A 20,425-nucleotide genomic window follows, 5' to 3' on the forward strand; every position below is an offset into this window, starting at 1 on the left:
TTCTCCTCGGGGGTCATCGCGCGCGGGCGGGAAGCAGCCGCACCAGGCGATCGCTCACGGTGTGGAACTGGTCGCGGGTCACCACGACCAGCGCGTACGCCAGCAGGCCGCCGCCGCCCGCCACGGCGAGCTGGACGAACGGCAGGCCCTCGGTCAGCGCCGTGAGGCCGAGCATGACGCCGCCGCACAGCAGGGCCCCCAGCATCGGGCGGACGAGAGCGGGCAGCACGGGCGCCAGGCGTACGCCCGCGCGGTGCACGGCGAGCATGGCGAGCGGGAGCGCGACCAGCACCGCGGCCACCGCCTGCCCGATCGCGGCACCGCGGATGCCGTCGAGCTGCGTGCCGACGATGAGCGCCGGGATCATCGCCGCCGCGTGCCCGAGGTTCATCCAGACCGTGGAGCGGGTGGCGCCCTGCCCGTTGAGTATGTCGAGGGCGAAGGAGGTGAGCATGCGCACCACCATCACGACCGCCAGGAAGCGCAGCACACCGGCCGCCAGCTCCCACTCCTCGCCGTAGATGAAGATGATCAGCGGGTGCGCCAGCACGGCCATGAAGGCGCCCAGCGGCAGCACCGTCGTGATGAGCAGCGGCACGGTTCGCTGCACGCCGAGCGACAGCGACTCCTCGTCACGTTCGGCCAGCCGGGAGAACCCGGCGATCGACACCATGCGGATGGCGCTGCCGATCATGCCGGGCACCCAGCTCGACACGTTGAAGGCCATCAGGTAGAAGCCCAGCCAGTCCTTGCCCATGATGTTGCCGACGATGATGTAGCCCACGTTGAGCAGGGAGATCTCCAGCGCGATCCCGGCCGCCGAGGGGACGCCGAAGCGCAGCAGCCTGCCCGCGATCCGCCGGTCGAACCCCAGCCGGTACGGCAGCTTCGCGTAGAGCATCATGAACACGCCCGTGACCACGGCCCCGGCGACCTGCCCCCACGCGAAGCTGTACGCCCCCGCCCCGTTGACCGCCAGCACGATGGCCACCGGCGCGTTGACCAGGAACCCCGCCAGCACGGCCTTGGCGTTCTTGCCCGTGCGGAACCAGCGCAGCAGGGCCGCGCTGCGCACCGCCGTGATCGCCTCGACCAGGATGACCGCGGTGAGGATGCGCACCACGGGCGTGGCCTCCTCGCTGCCCGCCAGCCGCGAGAAGTACGGCGCCCCGACCCAGAAGAGCGCGTACAAGGCCAGGGCGGAGCACATCGTCAGCGTCGTGGCCGTGGGGGCGATGTCCTTCAGCCGTCCCCGCCACTGCACGACGGCCGACATGACGCCGACGTCCTTGACGACCATGACGAACTGGGTGGCCGCGAGCGCGACCGCGTAGATGCCGAAGTCGGCCGGCGCGAGCAGCCTGGCCAGCACCAGGCCGAGGATGAACGAGCCCGCGCGCGTGACCAGCGTGCCGAGCAGGCTCCACATCGCCCCTCGGCCCGCCTTGCGCCCGATGTCGCTGATATCCGGGCCCGTTTGCTCTGCCATACCCGTCTTCCCTAGCTCGGCTCGTCGATCCGCTCCAGCCAGATCTCCCGCCAGAACGGGAGGAACGCGCGGGGGCAGTTGGACTTGTAGACGCCGTCGCAGATGATGCCGTCGAGCACGATGCAGGGGTTCTTCATCCGCAGCAGCTCGCCGGTCTTCTCGTCGATGCACTGCTCGACGCGGGCGCTCACGCGGGCGACGCGCCCGCACGAACGCGCCATGCTCTCCTCGAAGCCCAGGCCACGGTTGAAGCCCTTGGTGGTCAGCGTGGCGACGATCTCGTCCTTGGACCTGATCCTGACCAGGTCGCCGGGCCGCAGACCGGTCGCGGCCTTCGGCGCGGGGCCCGCGTGCGGGCCCGGACGGACGAACCCCCAGGCCAGGCCCCCCTTGATGCGCAGTCGGCGGGGGAACTTCCTGGAGAGCCGCTGGTAGCGGTTGAACACGCCGAAGAAGAGCGTGCGCAGGGTCGAGGCGATGCCGGCGTTGCCCGACCGGACGTCGGTGACGTACTGGCCGAGGTCGCGAAAGGGCAGCCGCTCCGGGGCCGCGCGCAGCAGCTCGGTCGCCTGGCAGCGGTAGCGCGGCGTGCCGTCGGGCCCCGGCTCCCTGCGGGTGTTGTCCTCCAGGAGGGGCAGCAGTGGGCGCTCGCCACTGCTCGCACCAGGGCCGGCCGGGCCGGCGGCGGGTGGGCCGGTGACCGGCTTGAGCCAGGAGGTCTTCCAGTAGAGCAGGCAGGCCGTCTGGCAGCCGCCGTGGGCCGAGCCGTCGCAGCGCGCGCCCGCCAGGTGGACGGCGTCGTCCATCCGCCGCATCCCGGACTTGCCGATGGTGTCGCAGAGCTTGTGCGCCACCTTGTCCACGGTCAGCCGTCGCCCGCAGTAGGACAGCATCTCCGGCATGAAGGGCAGACTGTCCAGCTCGCCCTTCTCGTCCAGGGTGGCGAGGATCTCCTCAGCGCTGAGGACCTCGACCACGTCGCCGACTTTCAGCGCCAGGCTCAACCCGTCAACTCCTTCACCAGACCCGCCCCCCGAAGGGCGGCCGCCGCCTCCGCCAGTGCGTGGAACGGCAGGTTCGACCGTTCCGCGATGTCGAGGAGGCTGTGGCTCCCGTCGGAGTAGCTCAGCACCCACAACATCGCCATCTGTGCCTGTTTCGTGTCACTGCGGCCGCCGAGGGACCCGTACAGGCCCCTGGCGCCGAGCTGGGGTTCGCCGTACGGGCTGAGGTTCTCGTAGCGGCGGTTGGCCTCCAGGACCCGTACGGCCGTCCACAGGGTCTCCAGCGTGTCCTCCATCGCCTCCGGCCGGACGAAGTCCGGGTCGTCGGCCGAGGTGTGGTACTCCGGGTAGCCGCCGTAGGGCGTCCTGGTCAGCGACCCGACGGCGAGGTTGAACCCGGGCGAGCAGTACTGCCGCTCGTCGTAGCCGTAGGGGGAGAAGTCGAGCAGGGTGTGCGGCCGGTCCTTCAGCACGTGCGCGAAGACCCGGTCGACCTCGGCGTCGCCGCGCCTGCTCCGCTTGTACGTGATCGCGCCCGAGTCGCCCGCACAGGCCAGGGTCACGCCGTGGGCGACGCGGTCGACGTGCGCCCGGTTGCGCGCGAGCCAGGCGATCGCCCCGATCGTGCCGGGCGCGAACACGAACCGGTAGGTGTACCAGGGGTCGGTCAGCCGCCGGGCCAGCGCGACGGCCACCGCCACCCCGGCCAGGTTGTCGTTGGCCAGCGACGGGTGGCACACGTGGCAGGAGATCAGCACCTCCTGGCTGCTGGCCCCGCGCACGACGTGCTCCCCGTAGGTCAGGTGCCCGTCGGCCAGCGTGGAGTCGATCCTGACCTCGTACGGCCCGTCCGCGAGCCCGTCCAGGGTCCGCTGGCTCAGGCAGAAGCCCCAGGTCTCGGCGTAGTAGCTGGTCCGGTACGGCACCAGGTCCGGCTGGCCGGGCAGGGTGTGCAGGTGCCCGCGCAGCTCCCCCAGCGACATGGTCGCCTCGACGGGCGCGCTGTAGCCGACCACGTGCAGGTTGGAGTCCTGGAAGTCGACGACCTTGGCGCCCGTGGCGTCCTTGATGTAGGCGTCGCGGATGGTCCATTCGCGGGGGATCGTCCAGTTGAGGACCTTGGTCCCGGTCGGCACCTCGGTGATCTCCAGCGGGATCGACTCGCCGATGATCTCCAGGGTGCGGCGCAGCCCGGGGCCGGTGATGCTGCGGCACAGCGGGTAGAGCCGGCGTACCAGGTCGTGCATCTCGGGCCCGGTCATGGCCGGAGGGTGTCGTCGACGGTGCCGTCCGCGCGCCGGTCGGCGAGGCGGGCCAGCCTGGTGAAGCGGCGGCCGAAGTCCTGGGCGGTCAGGCCGTGGTCGCGGTAGGCGTCGATGAGTTCGACCGCGCCCGCCTTGACCGTCCAGCGGGCCTCGTAGCCGAGCGCGGCCCTGATACGGGAGAAGTCGACGCGGTACGAGCGCGGATCGGCTCCCGTCTCACCGGTGATGGCCAGCGTCGAGCCGGGCACCGCGGCGACGACCTCGGCCGCGATCTCGGCCACGGTCACGTTGTTGACCTCGGTGCCCACGTTGAAGGCCGTCGCGTGCACGGCCTCCCTGGGTGCGTCCAGCGCCGCCGCGAACGCCTCCGCGATGTCCCTGGCGTGCACCAGCGGGCGCCACGGGGTGCCGTCGGACAACACCCGCACCTCGCCGCTCAGGTACGCGTGCCCCACCAGGTTGTTCAGCACGATGTCGGCGCGCAGCCGGGGCGAGAACCCGAAGGCCGTGGCGTTGCGCAGGAACACCGGCGTGAAGTGGTCGTCGGCCAGCGCGGCCAGGTCGTCCTCGACCCGCACCTTCGACTCGGCGTACGGGGTCACCGGGCGCAGCGGCGCGTCCTCGTCCAGCAGGTCCTCGCCGCCGGACGCGCCGTAGACCGAGCAGGTGGAGGCGTACAGGAAGCGGCGCACGCCCGCCTCCTTGGCCAGCCTGGCCAGCCGGACGGAGGCGTGGTGGTTGATGTCGTAGGTCAGGTCGGGAGCGAGCGCGCCGAGCGGGTCGTTGGACAGCGCGGCCAGGTGGACCACCGCGTCGAACCCGGCCACGTGCTCAGGGCCCGCGTCGCGCAGGTCCACGGCGTGCGTCTCGATCGGCTCGGGCGCGGGGCCGAGCACGCAGTCGGCGAACAGGCCGGAGTCCAGGCCGACCACCCGGTGCCCGGCCTCGGTCAGCATGGGGGCCATCACGCTGCCCAGGTAGCCCTGGTGGCCGGTGAGCAGTACGCGCATCAGTTCTCCAGATCGAGGGTCAGCTTGGAAACGTGGAACGCCTCTGCGTAGCGCGCATGGCACTCGATCCCGCGGATGCGGGCCAGGCCCAGGAACGCCTCGCGGTCGTACCAGGCGCGGTGTCGCTGGGAGGCGTAGTGGCGTTGCAGCAGGTCCGCCTTCAGCTCCGCCACCTCGGGCGTGAGCGGCTGGAACACGGTGGGGGCGGCGAGGTCGCCGTCCCATTTGACGATCTCGTAGCCGAGCGTCAGGTGGTCGCGGAAGGCCGTGGGCACGAGCTTCGCCAGCCCGCGGTGGTCCTGGTGGGCGTCGCCCCGCCAGGGCGCGAAGATCAGGCCGGGCTCGGTACGCGAGCGCAGCTCCTCCACCGCCGTCTTGGCCTCCTCCCACCGGGCGGGCAGGTGGCCGTCGGGCAGCTTGAGCACGGTGACCCGCAGGTCCGCCCCCGGGCAGAAGTCGGCGAGCGCGGCGCGCTCCTCGTCCTCGCGCTCGGTGCCGCCGCCGGAGAGCACCAGCGCGTCCACGCGCAGGCCGGGGCGGGCGGCGCAGACCGTGAGCAGGCTGCCGCCCGCCCCGATGGCCAGGTCGTCGCAGTGGGCGCCGAGCGCCACGAGGCCGGTGAGCCGTTCAGGGCGCAGTCCGATCATTGGGACCGTTCCCACAGCGCCCATGGGCGCTCGCCGCGCGAGTACGCCTCGTCCAGCTCCATGCGCTGGTTGACGGTGTCGGTCGGCCGCCAGTAGCCGCGGTGCGGGTAGGCCAGCAGGCGGCCCCGCTTGGCGAGTTCGACGCAGCCGTCGGCGACCAGGTCCCCGTTCTCCGGGATGTGCTCGAAGACCTCCTGGGTCAGCACGAAGTAGCCGCCGTTGACCCACATGGGCATCTCGCTGACCGGCGAGATGCCGCCGACCAGGCCGTTCTCGTCGAGGTCCACGCAGTGGAAGGTCTGCGACGGCGGCACGACCATCATCGAGGCCGCCGCGCCCGAGTCGGCGAAGCGGCCGATGATGTCGGGCAGGGGGGCGTCGGTGAGCACGTCCGCGTAGTTCGCGAGGAACATCTCGTCGCCGCCCAGGTACGGGCGCACCCGCCGCAGCCGTTCGCCGATCGGGGAGTTGATCCCGGTCTGCACGAACGAGATGGACCAGTCGGAGATGTCACTCGACAACAGCTCGACCCTGCCGCCGCGTAACACGAAGTCGTTGGACGTGGCCTCCTGGTAGCCGAGGAAGAAGTCCTTGATGTGGTGCGCGCCGTAGCCCAGGCACAGGATGAACTCGTTGTGCCCGAAGTGCGCGTAGTAGCGCATCACGTGCCAGAGCAGCGGCCGGGGGCCGACCAGGGCCATCGGCTTGGGCACCTCGCCCGGCACGCCGGTGCGCATGCGCGTCCCGAAGCCCCCGCAGAACAGGACGACCTTCACACGACCTCCAGGTGAGGGATGGGGAAGACCAGGCGGCCGCCCCATTCGTGCACGTAGGAGAGCTGGGCGGTGAGTTCCTCGCGCAGGTTCCACGGCAGGACGAGCACGTAGTCGGGACGGTCGCGGGCGATGCGCTCCGGCTCGACGACGGGGATCCGGGTGCCGGGGGTGAACCTGCCGTGCTTGTAGGGGTTGCGGTCGACCGTGTACGCCAGCAGGTCCTGGCGGACGCCGCAGTGGTTGAGCAGCGTGTTGCCCTTGCCCGGCGCCCCGTAGCCGACGACGGTCTTTCCCTCGTCGGCGGCGGCGACCAGGAAGCGGAGCAGGTCGCGGCGGACCCGGGCCACCCGGTCGGCGAAGCCGGCGTACCCGGACAGGTCGTGCAGCCCGGCGGCCTTCTCCCTGGCGAGCACGTCGTGCACCCGCTCGGACGGGCTCCCCGACGGCCGCGCCCACAGGCGGATGGACCCGCCGTGGGTGGCCAGCAGCTCGACGTCGACCAGCGTCAGCCCGCCGGCGGCCAGGGCCCGCTGCGCCGACGCGACCGTGTAGTACTGGAAGTGCTCGTGGTAGATCGTGTCGTACTGGTTGAGCTCCACGAGGGTCAGCAGGTGCTGCACCTCGATCGACACCCATCCGTCGTCCGCCACCAGGGCGCGCAGCCCCTCGGTGAAGCCGATCACGTCGGGGATGTGCGCGTAGACGTTGTTGGCCACGACGAGGTCGGCGGGACCGTTCCCGGCCCGCACCGCAGCGCCCGTCTCCGGCGTCAGGAACGCGGTCAGCGTGGGCACGCCCTTGTCCTTGGCGGCCTGCCCGACGTTGGCCGACGGCTCGATGCCCAGGCACCTGACGCCGCGCTCGACCACGTGCCGCAGCAGGTAGCCGTCGTTGCTGGCCACCTCGACCACGAACGACGGTTTGAACCGTTCCACAGCGCGGTCGACGAATTGCCGTGCGTGATCCACCCAGGAAGCGGAATATGACGCGTAGTAGGCGTACTCGGTGAATGTCTCTTCCGGTGTGATCAGCGGTGGTATCTGGGCCAGCCAGCAACCGGTGCACACCCGCAGGTGGAGCGGATAGGTGGTCTCGGGCTCGTCGAGCTGTCCGGCGGTGAGGAAGCGCTCACAGGGCGGTGTCGCCCCGAGATCCACCACGCTGACCAGGTCGCCCGAGCCGCACAGCCGGCACGATGTCGTCAACAATGAACCCCACCCGAAAATAACAAGATTTCCCCCTTTGGCCACTCCCAGCCATACTTCGGGCGAGCACCAATGAGTGTTACAAGTATCTTCATGAAACGCCTGAGCATCGATGGAGCACTGCTCTACACCCCCCGCATCCACAGCGATCCGCGGGGCGATTTCCTGGAAGGCTTCCGCGCGGCCGACCTGCGGGAGGCGCTCGGACACTCGATGGAGCTGGCCCAGGTCAACTGCTCGATCTCCCTGCGCGGCGTGCTGCGCGGCCTGCACTTCGCCGACGTGCCTCCTGGCCAGGCCAAATACGTCATGTGCGTCTCGGGGGCGGTGCTCGACGTCGCCGTGGACCTGCGCGTCGGCTCGCCCACCTTCGGCCGGTGGGAGGCGGTGCGGCTGGACGACTCGGCGCGCTGCGGGCTCTACCTCGCCGAAGGGCTGGGCCACGGCTTCCTGGCGCTGAGCGAGTCGGCCACGGTGGTCTACCTCTGCTCCACCGCGTACGACCCAGCGCGCGAGCACGGCGTGCACCCGCTCGACCCCGACCTCGGCATCGACTGGCCGCTCGACGGCGAGCCCGTCCTGTCGGCCAAGGACGCCGCCGCGCCCACACTCCAGCAGGCGCTCGACGCGGGGCTGTTGCCGACGTGGTGAGCGTCGTGATTCCGGCCCACAACGAGGCCAAGGTGATCGGCCGCCTGCTCGACGGGCTGCTCCGCGAGGCGGCGCCGGGCGAGTTCGACGTCGTGGTCGTGGCCAACGGCTGCACCGACGACACCGCCGGGGTGGCCGGCACGTACGCCGTGCGCGTCCTGACCACGCCCGTCCCCTCCAAGCGCGAGGCGTTACGCATGGGCGACGCGGCGGCCCGCGGGTACCCCCGCCTGTACGTGGACGCCGACATCGAGCTGAGCACCGACTCCGCCCGCGCGCTCACGGCCGTGCTGGCCGCGCCCGGCGGGCCGCTGGCCGCCGCGCCCGAGCGGGAGCTGGCGCTGGCCGGCCGCCCATGGCCGATCCGCGCCTACTACGCGATCTGGACGCGGCTCCCCCACGTGCGCGCCGGGCTGTTCGGCCGCGGCGTCATCGCGGTGAACGACGCGGGCAACGCGCGCATCCGTGCCCTGCCCCCGGCGATGGCCGACGACCTGGCCGCCTCGCTCGCGTTCTCGGCCGGGGAGCGCGCGGTCGTGACCGAGGCGCGGGCCGTGATCCAGACCCCGCGGACGTTCGCCGACCTGCTGCGCCGCCGCGTACGCGCGATGACCAGCGTGAGCGAGCTGGAGCAGGGCACGGCCACGGCCGGGGAGCGCACGGGGGCGCGCGACCTGCTGGCCATCGTGGCCAGGGAGCCGCGCCTGGTGGGCGCGGCGGTCGTCTTCGCCGCGGTCGCGGTGCTGGCCAGGCGGAGAGCCGCCCGCGCGATCCGCGCGGGCGACTACACCACCTGGCTGCGTGACGAGAGCAGCCGGGGCTAACCGACAGGGGTGTTCATGTCGGTGGTGATCTGGGCGGGGGTGAGCGCCTTGTTGTAGATCCGTACCTCGTCGATGAGGCCGCTGAAGTGCTCGCCCGAGCCGCTGTTGCCGCCGATCCGCAGCGGACTCGTCCCCGTACGCAGATCACCACCCGTCGGATTCGTCGCCACCTGGGCTCCGTTCACGAACATCCGCAACGTCGACCCGTCGTACGTGGCCGCCACATGACTCCAGGCGTCCAGCGGCAGATTCGCGGGAGCGGGCGCGTTGGCCCCCGACGACGTGTGGATGAACGCCCCAGGACCGCTGCTCCCGCTCCCCATGATCGCGTACGCCAGATCAGCCCCGAACTCCTTCATCACCACCGTCCGCCACCCCGTCACACTCGACGGACGCACCCACGCCATCACCGTCATCCCGTCCGTCAACCGCAACGAACCCGAGTCCGCCACCGTCACCCAGCTCGACGTCCCGTTGAACGACAACGCCTGGCCGAACTTCCCGCTCGCCCAGGTCGTCGCGGCGGCCGTGCCGTCGTTGCCGTTCCCCGAGGCGTCGGCGACGGCGGCGCCCGTGCCCGCGTCCATGCCGTACGCGGCCACCAGCCCCGTGACCGCAGGCGCCTGGGTCACCACGGCCGACGCCTCGCCGGACGGCGGGCCGGTGTTGCTGGACCCGTCGAAGGCCACGACGCGGTAGTGGTAGGTGCCCGGCTCGACGCCCGAGTCGGTGAACGCCGTGCCCGCGGTCGAGCCCACCTGGTTGGCCCCAGAAGGGGGGAACCCGGCGGTGGCGGAGCGGTGGACGGTGTACCCGGTCACGCCCACGTCGTCGGTGGCGGCCGTCCAGGTGAGCTGGGCGCTGCCCTGGCCGCCGGTCGCCACGAGCGAGCCGGGCGCGGTGGGCGGCTGGGTGTCGGGCGGCCCCTGCTGACCGACGGGCGTGTTCATGTCGGTGGCGATCTGGGCGGGGGTGAGCGCCTTGTTGTAGATCCGTACCTCGTCGATGAGGCCGTTGAAGTGCTCGCCCGAGCCGCTGTTGCCGCCGATCCGCAACGGGCTGCTGCCGGTCCGCAGAGCACCGGTCGTGGGGTTGGTGGCCACCTGTGTGCCGTCCACGAACATCCGCAACGTCGACCCGTCGTACGTGGCCGCCACATGACTCCAGGTGTTCAGCGGCAGATTGGCGGGAGCGGGCGCGTTGGCCCCCGAGGTGGTGTGGATGAACGCGCCAGGACCGCTGCTCCCGCTTCCCATGATCGCGTACGCCAGATCGGCCCCGAACTCCTTCATCACCACCGTCCGCCACCCCGTCACACTCGACGGACGCACCCACGCCTCCACCGTCATCCCGTCCGTCAACCGCAGCGAACTCGAGTCCGCCACCGTCACCCAGCTCGACGTCCCGTTGAACGACAACGCCTGGCCGTACTTGCCGGTCACCGTCCACGCGGTGTTCGCCGCCGTGCCGGCGTTGCCGTGGCCCGAGGCGTCGCCGACGGCCGTGCCGCCGCCCTCGTCCATCGCGTACGCGGCCACCAGCCCGTCCGGCGCCTGCGAGCGCTCGTAGGTGGCGGTGTAGGTGGTCGCGGTGGCGGGCGCGGTGACGTTGTGGCTGGCCGCGCCGCCGTCGGACCAGGAGGTCAGCGTGTGGCTGAACCCGTCGGCGCTCTGCGGCGACGGCGCCGAGACCGAGTTGTGCGAGCCCACGATCACCGTACGCGTGAAGGGCGCGATGGTCTGCTCGCCGTTGAAGCCGAGCCGCAGCCCGGCCGGCACGGTCTGGAAGGTCAGGTCCACCGTCTTGGGCTGGAGGATCACGCTCTCGGTGTCGGTCAGGCCGTGCGCGTCCGTCACGGTCAGCCGCAGCTCCAGGTGCGCGGGGTACTCGTGGTCGGGAGGCGCGAAGGAGCCGCTCGCGCCGGTGAACGTGGTGATCTCGTGCTCGTGGCAGGTGCCGGGGCAGTGGTGCAGAATCAGCCGCCACGACATCCGTGAGCCGGGGATCGTTCCGTCCTGGGCGTCCGTGCCGGTGCCGGAGAACGTGACCGTGTCCCCGACCGCCCAGGTCAGGGAGACCGCCGGGGAGACGATGGCCGCGGTCGGGGCCGTGTTGCCCACGTTGATCGTGACGGTGGCGTCTCCCTGGCCGCCGCGCCCGTCGTCGGCGCGCAGCTTCACCACGTACGAGCCCGGCTGGGTGTAGGTGAAGGACGGGGTGGCGGAGGTGGAGTCGTCGAAGTCGCCGTCGCCGTCCAGGTCCCACCGGAAGGTCAGCGGGTCGGAGTCGGCGTCCGAGGAGCCCGCGGCGGTGAAGTCGACCGCGAGTGGCGCGACGCCGGACGTGGCGCTCGCGCCGATGACCGCGCTCGGCGGGTTGTTGTCGTAGAGGTAGCGGACGATCCGGCCGCCCGCGTAGTCGACGGCGAAGAGGTCGCCGCCGGGGCCGGTCTGCACCTCGACGGCGGGGATGCCCGAGTCGAACGTGGTGACGGTCGCCGGGTCGGGCAGGCCGTTCGCGCCCTTGGTCATGACCCAGACGCACGACCGGCTGTAGTCCGAGAAGAACATCGCGCCGTCGTAGGAGTCGGGGTAGGAGCCGCCGGTGTAGAAGGCCACGCCGCTGGAGGAGGAGCCGCCCGACGGGCAGGGGTCGTTCGGCGCGGGCCTGGAGCCGTGGTTCCAGGCGAAGTACGGCTGCGTGTGCGCGGCGGGCCCGGCCGCGTACAGGTTCTCGCAGAGGGTCAGGTTGAGGTTGTCGTAGCCGCCCTGCCGCCCGGAGCCCTCGTAGCAGGGCCAGCCGAAGTTGGCCACGGAGCCGGTGGGGTCGGCGACCCGGTTGATCTCCTCCCAGGTGTTCCAGCCGACCTCGCCGGCCCACACCTCGCTGGTGCCCGGCCGGATGGCGAAGCGGAAGGGGTTGCGCTGCCCGTAGGCGATGATCCTGGCCACGTTGGGGTCGCTGCTGCCGGCGTTCGGGTTGCCGGGGGCGGCGGCGCCGGTGTCCGGGTGGATCCTGATGGTGGTGCCGTTGAGCGCCGCCGGGTCGCCGGAGGTGCGCAGGTCCTGCGAGCGCAGCGCGCCGCCCTGGGCGGCCGGCGGGGTCAGCGCGGTGCCGACCGGCGAGGGCGGGTCGCCGCACGGGTTGTCGGGGGTGATGTCGGAGCTGGTCAGGTTGTCCTGGCCGTAGTCGGCGAAGTTGAAGCTGGCGCCGTCGCCGCCGGTGGCGTAGAGCATGCCGTCGGGGCCGAACTTGAGGTCTCCGACGGAGTGGCTGGGATGCTGCTGGCACCAGTCGGTGATCAGCGGGGTCTCGGTGATCTGGCCGCCGCCCGAGGGCGACAGCACCGACAGGCGCCCGGTGACGAGGCAGCCGTCGCCGGTCGCGCCGGGCGGTGTCGGGCAGGGGTCGGCGGTCGCGCCCGGCGTGCCCCAGCGCGGCGCGGTGCCGCCGGGGACGGCGTCGTAGGCGTACAGGACGTAGACGCGCGGGTCGGCGGGGAAGCCGGGGTGCAGGGCCAGGCCGAGCAGCCCTCGGTCCCAGAAGTTGTGGACCTGCGTGCGCAGGTCCGCGTAGACCGTCGGCGTGGTGTCGGTCATGGAGTCGAAGACCTTGATCAGCCCGCTCTTCTCCGCGATGAACACCCGGCCGTCCGAGGCGAACTCGATGTTGGACGGGTTGGTCAGCCCGCTGAAGACGACCTGTCTCTGGAAGCTGCCCGGTAGCGCCTGCGCGGCGGACGGCGCGACGACGGCCAGGCCGGTGGTGAGCAGCAGAACGGATAAGAGCGCACGGCGAAGCCGTCTCAACACGGGAACCCCCTCAAGAGCCGATACTCCCCCGAGCCCTGAACTCGATCTATCGCACCGATTCAGCCGGAAGTCACGAGGGCTGTCCGCATCTGGCCAGCCACGCGTACAGCAACCAGCCCAGCTCGTACGGCCGGCACTCCCGGTCCACGGCGACCGGCGGATAGATCCGGTCCAGCACGCCGAGCCGCATCCCCTGGTGCACCCCTGTCGCCGCTGCCCGCAGACCGCGGACGATCTTGCGGGGATCGGCCCTGGCCTCCTTGCGCCACGTCAGAGCCAGGTCGTCGCGCACGAACGCGGGCCGCTCGATCATCCAGTCGAGCCCCTTGGCGATCTCCGCCACGTGCGCGGCGCCGCCCGCCTCGGCCAGGTCGAGCAGCGCCATCGGCGCCATCGAGAGCTGGTGGACGCTGTAGACCGGATAGCCCTCGACCACCGCACCGCTGCGGGCGTCGTAGTGCCACCACCACTCCCCGTACGGGCCCTGCGCCTGGCAGATCCCCGTGGCCACCCGCTCGGCCGCGCGCAACGCCTCCTCGTCGCCGACCGCGGCGTGCAGCCTGGCCAGCGCCTGCAGCGGGTAGACCTGGTCGGCGAAGCAGCCCACGTGGGCGCGATAGCGCGGCACCAGCGGCCCCTGCCCGAGCGCGTGCGGGTAGAGCCGGTTGCCCGCCAGCCCGCCGAGCAGCCGCTCCCTGGCACGCTCGGTCCTGCCGTCCGTCACCCCGGACGCGACCAGCGCGGCCAGCGCCCACGCCGCCTCGACCGTGTGGATCTGGGGACCCGTGTCCAGCTCCGCCAGGCGGCTGAGAGCGAGGTCGACGTCCGCGTGCCCGGCCTGCGCCGCCGCCCAGCAGATCAGCGCGGCGTCGCCGGGCCCTGTCACCTCCGGCAGCCGTTTGACCAGGTGGCCCACCAGGTCGAGGAGGCCGTCACCGGCCAGCGCCGCCCGCTGCCGCGACTCGTCCAGCGTCGCCACGCCGAGCGCGACGATCGCCGAGTAGCGGATGCTGCGTCCTTCCGGCACCGCGGTCCACTCGCCGCCGGCGTCCCTGCGGGCGCGGCGGGTGAACACGAACCCGCCGTCGGCGTAGCCGGGCGGCAGCCCGCGTACGGCGAGGTCCAGCATCCTCGTCACGAAGTCCTGGTGTCCGGGGCCCAGCAGAGCGATCCGGTGATCCGTCACGTCGTCTCCTCGATCTTGCGTCTGACACCGGCCCACTCCCTGACCACCAGGAGCAGGAATCTGCCGTTGGTCCGGGCGTACCGGGGACCGAGCCGCAGCGGCTCCTGCAACGCGCGGTAGAGCCATTCCAGGCCCAGCCGCTGCCAGCGCAGCGGCGCCCTGCGGGTACGCCCGGCGAGCACGTCGAACGAGCCGCCCACGCCGTGGACGATCCGCGCCCGGGTGCTCTCGCCCCACTCGCGGATGAAGATCTCCTTCTTCGGCGAGGTGATGCCCAGGAACAACAGGTCGGCCCCGGAGGCGGCGATCTCCGCGGCGACCTCGGCCGACTCCTCCGCGGTGAAGTAGCCGTCACGCGAGCCGGCGACGGCCAGCCCGGGATAGCGCAGCCGTACCTCCGCCAGCAGGCGGGCCAGCACCTCCTCGGTCGCGCCGAGGAAGTACGCCCGGTACCCGCGCCTGCCGCCCTCCGCCATCAGCTCCGTGAACAGGTCGATCCCCGCCACCCGCTCGGGAACCCGGTGACCGAGCATCCGCGCGGCCCAGACCACCGACTGCCCGTCGGCCAGCACGAGATCGCTGTCGAGGACCGACTGGCGCAACGCGAGGTCCGTACGCATGTTGACGACCTTGGCGGCGTTCACCACGCCGATGGTCAGCCGCTGGTGCTCGGCTACCGCCGCCACGCACCGCGCGACCACCTGGCTCATGGTGAGGGCGTCCAGCACGGTGCCGAACACCGTCTTCCTGCTGGACTGCTCGGGTAACCTCGTCATTCGTCCCCCTGGGTGTCCATGGCATATCGCCCACAACTCCGGAAACGTGACATCACGGAAAAACCAGCTCGGTGAGCGTCGCGCGGTGGTCCGTACGGGGCAGCGGCACCGTCTCGAAACCGCGGATCGCGATCCGGCGATCGGCCAGCACGTGGTCGATCGCCGCCTTCGGGAACAATCTCGGCTGCTCGTAGTAGGGCCAGGTCATGGACAGCCCCTTGCCGGTGACGTCCGCCGCGTCGCGGTAGCCGGTGGCGATCAGTTCGCGCAGCACCACGTGGTCGAGGGTGGAGTTGAAGTCACCGGCCAGGACGCGCGGGCGCTCCTCGGCGGGCGGCAGGGCCCGGATGCTCGACGCCCAGCACGCCGTACGCCAGCCCTCCGAGGGCGCGCACGCGTGAACGGCCACGAACTCGGCCTCCCGCCCGCCCGGCAGGGTGATCACCGCCGGGAGGTGGCGGGGGCTGCCCCTGAACACGGGGGCCTCGATCGGCGTCTCCGACGGCCGCAGCGGGTACCGCGAGTAGATCGCCGCGCCCTCGGAGTTCTTGCCCGGCAGCACGACCTCGTACGGCAGCAGCCGCCCCAGCCCGAGCCCCTCCACCCGCTCCCGCATCCGGTCGGTGAACTCCAGCAGGTGCAGCGCATCCGGCCGGACCCGTTCCACCACGTCCATCAGCGCCGACGGAGGCACGGAGGAGTGCAGCAGGTTGACGGCCAGCACCCGGACCACCGGGCCCGCGGCGGGCGGGTTGCGCTCCGGCAGCGCCCGCGGCAGGACCACCGTCGCGAACGCCCCGGCCACCACCAGCGCGGCCACCTGGAGGGGACGGTCGCGCGTGAGGACCGCGACGGGCAGCGGCACCAGGGAGAGGGCTGCCGCGTAGGGGGTGAACGAGACGAGCTGGGACCAGAAGAACGCGGGCTCCCAGCCGAGCAGCCGCAGCCCCACCCAGCCGGCCAGCGCCACGACCGCGAGCCACGACATCACGGCAGCCGCTCCTCTCCTCCTCCGGCCCCGCCCCTCCGTTCCCTCGCCCGCGGGCACCCCACCCGGTCGAACCTCAGAACGCTGCTCCGGACGACGTTGCTCTAGACGACGCTGCACTGGGGCTCACGTGTCAGCACCGGCCAGGCCGCGTGCAGGGCCTGCCGCCAATGGCGGATCGGCTGTCCCCGGGTGTGCGCGAGCACGCTGTTGGCCGGCCGACGGGCCGGGCGGGGAAAGTCCGCGGAGGTCACGGGGCGTACCCGGCCAGGATCGAGGCCCAGCAGCGTGAAGATCTCCTTGGCCAGCCCGCACCACGTCGTCTCACCGGCGCTGGTGCCGTGGTAGACGCCCGGCGGCAGGTCGGACTGCGCCAGCCGCACCAGGTAGTCGGCCAGGTCGGCCGCCCACGTCGGCTGACCGCGCTGGTCGTCGACCACGTCGACGGTCTCGCGCTCGGCCGCCAGCCTGATCATCGTCTTCACGAAGTTCCGCCCCCGCGCGCCGTACAGCCAGGCGCTGCGCACCACGTAGTGCCCGTGCTCCAGCGCCGCCGACTCCCCGGCCAGCTTGGTACGGCCGTACGCGTTCACCGGCGCGACCGGCGCGTCCTCGGGGTAGGACACGGGCGCGGTCCCGTCGAAGACGTAGTCGGTGGACACGTGCAGCAGCCGGGCCCCGACCAGGTCGCACGCCTCGGCCAGCCAGCGCACGGCGTCCCCGTTGACGGCCAGCGCCTCGGCCTCGCGCGTCTCGGCGTCGTCCACCGCCGTCCAGGCGGCGCAGTTGACCACGGCCCTGGGCCGGTACGCGGAGACGAAGTCGCGTACCGCCCGCCTGTCGCACACGTCCAGTTCGCCCCGGCCGAGGGCGAGCACCGGCTCGCCGGTCAGCGCGGCCCGGTCGAGGACGTCGGCGGCCAGCATGCCGCCGGCCCCCGTGATCAGCCACCTCACTCCGCCTCCCGGCACGACAGAACGGTCATCCCCGCCACCAGTCCCGGTGCTCGGCGTACCAGCGGACCGTGTCCTTCAGCCCCTGCTCGAACGGGATCTCCGGCCGGTAGCCGAGGGCCCGCAGCTTGGCGTCGTCCAGCGAGTACCTGCGGTCGTGGCCCTTGCGGTCGGCGACGTGCTCCACCAGGTCCCAGTCCCGGCCGCAGGCTTCCAGGAGGAGGTTGGTGAGCTGCTTGTTCGTCAGCTCGGCGGTGCCCGCGACGTGGTAGACCTCGCCGGGCTCGCCCCGCTCGGCGACCAGGCGGATGCCCGCGCAGTGGTCGTCGACGTGGATCCAGTCCCGTACGTTGCCGCCGTCCCCGTACAGCGGGACCTTCCTGCCGAGCAGCAGGTTCGTGACGAACAACGGGATGATCTTCTCGGGGTACTGCCGGGGGCCGTAGTTGTTGCCGCAGCGGGTGATCGAGACGTTCAGCCCGTACGTGACCGCGTACGCGCGGGCGATCAGGTCACCGCTCGCCTTCGAGGCCGCGTACGGCGAGCGTGGGCGCACCGGCGCGTTCTCGTCCCACGAGCCGATGTCGATCGAGCCGTACACCTCGTCGGTCGAGACCTGCACCACCTTCGGCACGCCCGCGTCCAGGCACGCCTGGAGCAGCGTCTGGGTGCCGAGCGCGTTGGTGCGCATGAACTCGGCGGCGCCCTCGATCGAACGGTCCACGTGCGTCTCGGCGGCGAAGTTCACCACCAGGTCGTGCCCGGGGACGACGCTCGCCAGCAACCCCGCGTCGCAGATGTCCCCGTGCACGAACTCGTGCCGGACCCCGTCGAGGTTGGCCCGGTTGCCCGCGTACGTCAGCTTGTCGAGGACCGTGACGTAGGCGTCGTGAAGGCTCCGGACGAAGTGGGAGCCGATGAATCCCGCCCCGCCTGTCACCAGGATTCTGGTCATGAACTGATCTGCACCTTGCTGTGATCGCCCAGTACGAGACGGTGGGCTCTGGGGGTGTTGGGCGCCGGGGTGACCTCGACGTCGTGCCCGATCAGCGACGACTCGATCCGGCCGACCCCGGCGATGGAGGCCCTGGGCAGCACGATCGAGTACTCGATCTCGCTGCCCGTGACGGCGCAGGAGGCCCCGATGGAGGTGTACGGGCCGACGTAGCTGTCCTGGATCCGGGCGTCCGCGCCGATGACGGCCGGGCCGACGATCCTGGAGCGCTCGACCACGGCACCCGGCTCGACCGCGACCCGGCCGATCAGCTCGCTGGCGCCGTCCACCAGCCCGTCGATCCTGGGCTCGACCGACTCCAGCACCAGCCGGTTGACCTCCAGCATGTCGGTGACGTTGCCGGTGTCCTTCCAGTAACCGGAGATCACCGAGGACTCCACGCGCAGCCCGGCCTCGATCAGCCACTGGATCGCGTCGGTGATCTCCAGCTCGCCCCGCCACGACGGCTTCAGCTCCGCCACCGCCGCGTGCACGGCCGGGCTGAACAGGTAGACGCCGACCAGCGCCAGATCGCTCTTGGGCCGCGCGGGCTTCTCCTCCAGGCCGATCACGCGTCCCTCGGAGTCCAGCTCGGCGACCCCGAACTGCCGGGGGTCGCCGACCTTCGTCAGCATGATCTGGGCGGCCGGCCGCTCCCGCTGGAACCGGTCCACCAGCCCGTTGATGCCGCCCACGACGAAGTTGTCGCCCAGATACATGACGAAGTCGTCGTCACCCAGGTAGTCGCGGGCGATCAGCACGCCGTGGGCCAGCCCGAGCGGGGCCTCCTGCCGCAGGTACGTCACCTGCAGCCCGAACGCCGAGCCGTCCCCGACGGCGGCCTCGATCTCCGCCTGCGTGTCCCCGACCACCAGGCCCAGCTCCGTGATGCCCGCCTCCGCGATCGCCTCCAGGCCGTAGAACAGGACCGGTTTGTTCGCGACCGGGACCAGTTGCTTGGCGGACGTGTGCGTGATGGGCCGTAACCGGGTGCCCGAACCCCCCGCGAGCACGAGTGCCTTCACCTTCTAGTACGCCCCTTCTCCACGGGTGACGACGGACCAGGTCTTCCACAGGATCTGCAGGTCGAGGATGAGCGACCAGTTCTCGACGTAGCGCAGGTCGAGGCGTACGGACTCCTCCCACGTCAGGTCCGAGCGCCCGCTGACCTGCCACAGTCCGGTCATGCCCGGCTTGACCACGAGGCGGCGGCGGACGTCCGTGCCGTACTCGGCCACCTCCTGCGGCAGCGGCGGGCGCGGGCCGACGAGGGACATCTCCCCGCGCAGGACATTGAGGAGCTGGGGCAGCTCGTCGAGGGAGTATTTCCGCAGGAAAGCGCCTACCCGAGTGATCCTTGGATCGTTCCTAATCTTGAAGAGCACGCCGTCGAACTCGTTCGCGTCGAGGAGTGTCCCTTTGAGCCGTTCGGCATCGGCCACCATCGTACGAAATTTCACCAGACGGAAGGTCTTGCCGTCCCTGCCGACCCTCGTCTGGAAGAACAGCGCGGGGCCGTCGCTCGTCGTACGGATCACCAGCGCGATCGCCAGCAGCGGCAGCGCCAGCACCAGCAGCGCGAGCCCGGCGCCCAGCCGGTCGAACACGGTCTTCACGAACTGCCGCACGCCGTCGAACTCGGGATGCTCCACGTGCAGCAGCGGCATGCCCGCGACCGGCCTGATGCTGATGCGCGGCCCCGCCACGTCGAGCAGCGCCGGCGCCACGAACAGGTCGGTACGCGCGGTCTCCAGGCTCCAGGCCAGCCGGCGCAGCGCCGCCCCGTCCAGCTCCGGGCAGGCCAGCACGGCCACCGCGTCGGCCTGCGACCGCTCGACCACGCTCGCCACGTCGCCGAACGACCCCAGCACCGGAATCCCGTCGAGATCGACGTCGATCGAATCGTCGGGAAGGCAGGCCCCCACCACCCGCATTCCGTGGTAGGGCTGACGCCTGAACTGCACCACCAGGTCGAGAATCGACTCCCGGTGCCCGACCGCTATCACCTGGCGCATGTACTCGCCCACCGCTCTCCTTCGGTGGAGGCGCTTGCGCATGCGGTAGCGGTAGTAGATCGTGATCAGCAACGCGAGCGGCAGCATCGCCATCACGAAGCTCCGCGCGATCGCGGTCTGCGTGGCGTACGCCATGATCGCGACCGTGGCCATCAGGCCGACGCCGCCGTTGAAGACGGCCCTGAACTCCTCTGTCCCCTCACCGTTGGCCCGCTGCCGGTACGCCCCGCCCATCATGAGCGCGACCGGCCAGGCGACGACCAGGCCGAACCCCAGCAGGAACTCCGCCAGCGGTATGTACACCCCGGCGATCAGCCGGATGCCCAGCACGCAGACGCATGCGAGCAGCGCGCATAACGTGTCCCCGGATAACAGGAGCCGTAAGTACGCCCGTGTCCAGATACTGGACGCACGGCGTGGCACGGCCCCGAGGAGCACGACAGTGGACTCCCCAGTCCCCACCCTCATAGCACCACCCTGACAACTCTGTGCTCTGCGATAACTTGACGTTCCTTGAACCACATGGGTTGACAAGTCCCACGCACAACAAGGGCGGCGGCCCCCACTAAAGAGTAAAGATCCATTCCATCCCGGGGAATATCGCCAATTGTCCACAATCGGACGATAGTTAGGCGTCATAGGGCTTGACGGAACGATCCAAAAGTGGCAGCAACGGATCAGCGGAACTGGAGATTTGCTCGGACATTTCCGCTGGTTGCTGTTATGTGACGGGGCTAGCCTCGATCTTTCGTGATCTTGGTGTGGTCCGTTAAACGGTTCGGCTGTGGGTTGAATGCGTGCTGTAGTCAGCACGCTGGCCCGGCTGTCGC

General features: G+C 71.1%; 17 protein-coding genes. 2 read left to right on the forward strand and 15 right to left on the reverse strand.

Going from position 1 to position 20,425, the window contains the following annotated elements; translation table 11 throughout:
* Nucleotides 1-13: 13 nt before the first annotated feature.
* From ACZ6S0_RS49710 to ACZ6S0_RS49740, 7 genes are read right to left on the reverse strand one after another with little or no spacing between them, the layout of a single operon-like run.
* On the reverse strand, nt 14-1,489 hold the full coding sequence (locus tag ACZ6S0_RS49710) for an oligosaccharide flippase family protein (RefSeq protein ID WP_465927584.1): 1,476 nt from the start codon (nt 1,487-1,489) through the stop codon (nt 14-16).
* Nucleotides 1,490-1,500: 11 nt separating this feature from the next.
* Nucleotides 1,501-2,493 (reverse strand): hypothetical protein, encoded by a 993-nt coding sequence (locus ACZ6S0_RS49715; RefSeq protein ID WP_465927586.1) that lies wholly within the window; start codon nt 2,491-2,493, stop codon nt 1,501-1,503.
* The gene (locus ACZ6S0_RS49720) at nt 2,490-3,755 is read right to left on the reverse strand and encodes a DUF4910 domain-containing protein (protein WP_465927588.1); all 1,266 of its coding nucleotides are present in this window, start codon (nt 3,753-3,755) and stop codon (nt 2,490-2,492) included. Before ACZ6S0_RS49720 ends, ACZ6S0_RS49715 begins: the two co-directional genes overlap by 4 nt.
* Nucleotides 3,752-4,768: an NAD-dependent epimerase/dehydratase family protein gene (locus ACZ6S0_RS49725; RefSeq protein WP_465927591.1), complete on the reverse strand. Its 1,017-nt coding sequence runs from the start codon at nt 4,766-4,768 to the stop codon at nt 3,752-3,754. The genes ACZ6S0_RS49720 and ACZ6S0_RS49725 overlap by 4 nt, the downstream gene beginning before the upstream one ends.
* On the reverse strand, nt 4,768-5,415 hold the full coding sequence (locus ACZ6S0_RS49730; protein WP_465927593.1) for a PIG-L deacetylase family protein: 648 nt from the start codon (nt 5,413-5,415) through the stop codon (nt 4,768-4,770). The genes ACZ6S0_RS49725 and ACZ6S0_RS49730 overlap by 1 nt, the downstream gene beginning before the upstream one ends.
* Nucleotides 5,412-6,191 (reverse strand): glycosyltransferase family protein, encoded by a 780-nt coding sequence (locus tag ACZ6S0_RS49735; RefSeq protein WP_465927595.1) that lies wholly within the window; start codon nt 6,189-6,191, stop codon nt 5,412-5,414. The genes ACZ6S0_RS49730 and ACZ6S0_RS49735 overlap by 4 nt, the downstream gene beginning before the upstream one ends.
* Nucleotides 6,188-7,396 carry a class I SAM-dependent methyltransferase gene (locus tag ACZ6S0_RS49740; RefSeq protein ID WP_465927597.1) on the reverse strand — a complete coding sequence of 403 codons (1,209 nt, stop codon included), beginning with the start codon at nt 7,394-7,396 and terminating at the stop codon, nt 6,188-6,190. Before ACZ6S0_RS49740 ends, ACZ6S0_RS49735 begins: the two co-directional genes overlap by 4 nt.
* A 93-nt stretch (nt 7,397-7,489) precedes the next feature.
* Here ACZ6S0_RS49740 and rfbC point away from each other — a divergent pair, with 93 nt between their 5' ends.
* Nucleotides 7,490-8,047 (forward strand): dTDP-4-dehydrorhamnose 3,5-epimerase, encoded by a 558-nt coding sequence (gene rfbC, locus ACZ6S0_RS49745; protein WP_465927599.1) that lies wholly within the window; start codon nt 7,490-7,492, stop codon nt 8,045-8,047.
* 5 nt (nt 8,048-8,052) lie between these two features.
* On the forward strand, nt 8,053-8,871 hold the full coding sequence (locus tag ACZ6S0_RS49750) for a glycosyltransferase family 2 protein (protein WP_465927601.1): 819 nt from the start codon (nt 8,053-8,055) through the stop codon (nt 8,869-8,871).
* On the opposite strand, the gene ACZ6S0_RS49755 is transcribed toward ACZ6S0_RS49750, so the two are convergent.
* From ACZ6S0_RS49755 to ACZ6S0_RS49790, 8 genes are all read right to left on the reverse strand, one after another.
* Nucleotides 8,868-12,683, reverse strand: coding sequence for a LamG-like jellyroll fold domain-containing protein (locus ACZ6S0_RS49755; RefSeq protein WP_465927604.1), 3,816 nt, complete (start codon nt 12,681-12,683; stop codon nt 8,868-8,870). The genes ACZ6S0_RS49750 and ACZ6S0_RS49755 overlap by 4 nt on opposite strands.
* Nucleotides 12,684-12,753: 70 nt before the next feature.
* On the reverse strand, nt 12,754-13,869 hold the full coding sequence (locus ACZ6S0_RS49760; protein WP_465927606.1) for a hypothetical protein: 1,116 nt from the start codon (nt 13,867-13,869) through the stop codon (nt 12,754-12,756).
* Complete coding sequence (locus ACZ6S0_RS49765; protein WP_465927608.1) at nt 13,866-14,645, reverse strand: WecB/TagA/CpsF family glycosyltransferase; 780 nt, start codon at nt 14,643-14,645, stop codon at nt 13,866-13,868. Before ACZ6S0_RS49765 ends, ACZ6S0_RS49760 begins: the two co-directional genes overlap by 4 nt.
* A gap of 52 nt (nt 14,646-14,697) precedes the next feature.
* A complete protein-coding gene (locus ACZ6S0_RS49770) occupies nt 14,698-15,633 on the reverse strand; it encodes an endonuclease/exonuclease/phosphatase family protein (RefSeq protein ID WP_465927620.1) in 936 nt (311 codons plus the stop codon).
* Nucleotides 15,634-15,737: 104 nt separating this feature from the next.
* Nucleotides 15,738-16,589, reverse strand: a complete 852-nt coding sequence (gene rfbD, locus ACZ6S0_RS49775) for a dTDP-4-dehydrorhamnose reductase (RefSeq protein ID WP_465927610.1) — start codon at nt 16,587-16,589, stop codon at nt 15,738-15,740.
* A 25-nt stretch (nt 16,590-16,614) separates the two neighbouring features.
* Nucleotides 16,615-17,541: a dTDP-glucose 4,6-dehydratase gene (gene rfbB, locus ACZ6S0_RS49780; protein ID WP_465927612.1), complete on the reverse strand. Its 927-nt coding sequence runs from the start codon at nt 17,539-17,541 to the stop codon at nt 16,615-16,617.
* Nucleotides 17,538-18,605, reverse strand: coding sequence for a glucose-1-phosphate thymidylyltransferase (locus ACZ6S0_RS49785; RefSeq protein ID WP_465927614.1), 1,068 nt, complete (start codon nt 18,603-18,605; stop codon nt 17,538-17,540). Before ACZ6S0_RS49785 ends, rfbB begins: the two co-directional genes overlap by 4 nt.
* 3 nt (nt 18,606-18,608) lie before the next feature.
* Entirely contained in the window at nt 18,609-20,063 is a 1,455-nt protein-coding gene (locus ACZ6S0_RS49790) for a sugar transferase (protein WP_465927616.1), read from the reverse strand.
* Between the last annotated feature and the right edge of the window lie 362 nt (nt 20,064-20,425).

It is taken from the genome of Nonomuraea sp. NPDC051298, assembly GCF_055586305.1.

Excerpts from the sequence above, each read along its gene's own strand:
- ACZ6S0_RS49710 (WP_465927584.1), bottom strand. The coding sequence starts at position 1,489 with ATGGCAGAGCAAACGGGCCCGGATATCAGCGACATCGGGCGCAAGGCG.
- ACZ6S0_RS49720 (WP_465927588.1), bottom strand. The coding sequence starts at position 3,755 with ATGACCGGGCCCGAGATGCACGACCTGGTACGCCGGCTCTACCCGCTG.
- ACZ6S0_RS49725 (WP_465927591.1), bottom strand. The coding sequence starts at position 4,768 with ATGCGCGTACTGCTCACCGGCCACCAGGGCTACCTGGGCAGCGTGATG.
- ACZ6S0_RS49730 (WP_465927593.1), bottom strand. The coding sequence starts at position 5,415 with ATGATCGGACTGCGCCCTGAACGGCTCACCGGCCTCGTGGCGCTCGGC.
- rfbC (WP_465927599.1), top strand. The coding sequence starts at position 7,490 with ATGAAACGCCTGAGCATCGATGGAGCACTGCTCTACACCCCCCGCATC.
- ACZ6S0_RS49765 (WP_465927608.1), bottom strand. The coding sequence starts at position 14,645 with ATGACGAGGTTACCCGAGCAGTCCAGCAGGAAGACGGTGTTCGGCACC.
- ACZ6S0_RS49770 (WP_465927620.1), bottom strand. The coding sequence starts at position 15,633 with ATGTCGTGGCTCGCGGTCGTGGCGCTGGCCGGCTGGGTGGGGCTGCGG.
- rfbB (WP_465927612.1), bottom strand. The coding sequence starts at position 17,541 with ATGACCAGAATCCTGGTGACAGGCGGGGCGGGATTCATCGGCTCCCAC.
- ACZ6S0_RS49790 (WP_465927616.1), bottom strand. The coding sequence starts at position 20,063 with ATGAGGGTGGGGACTGGGGAGTCCACTGTCGTGCTCCTCGGGGCCGTG.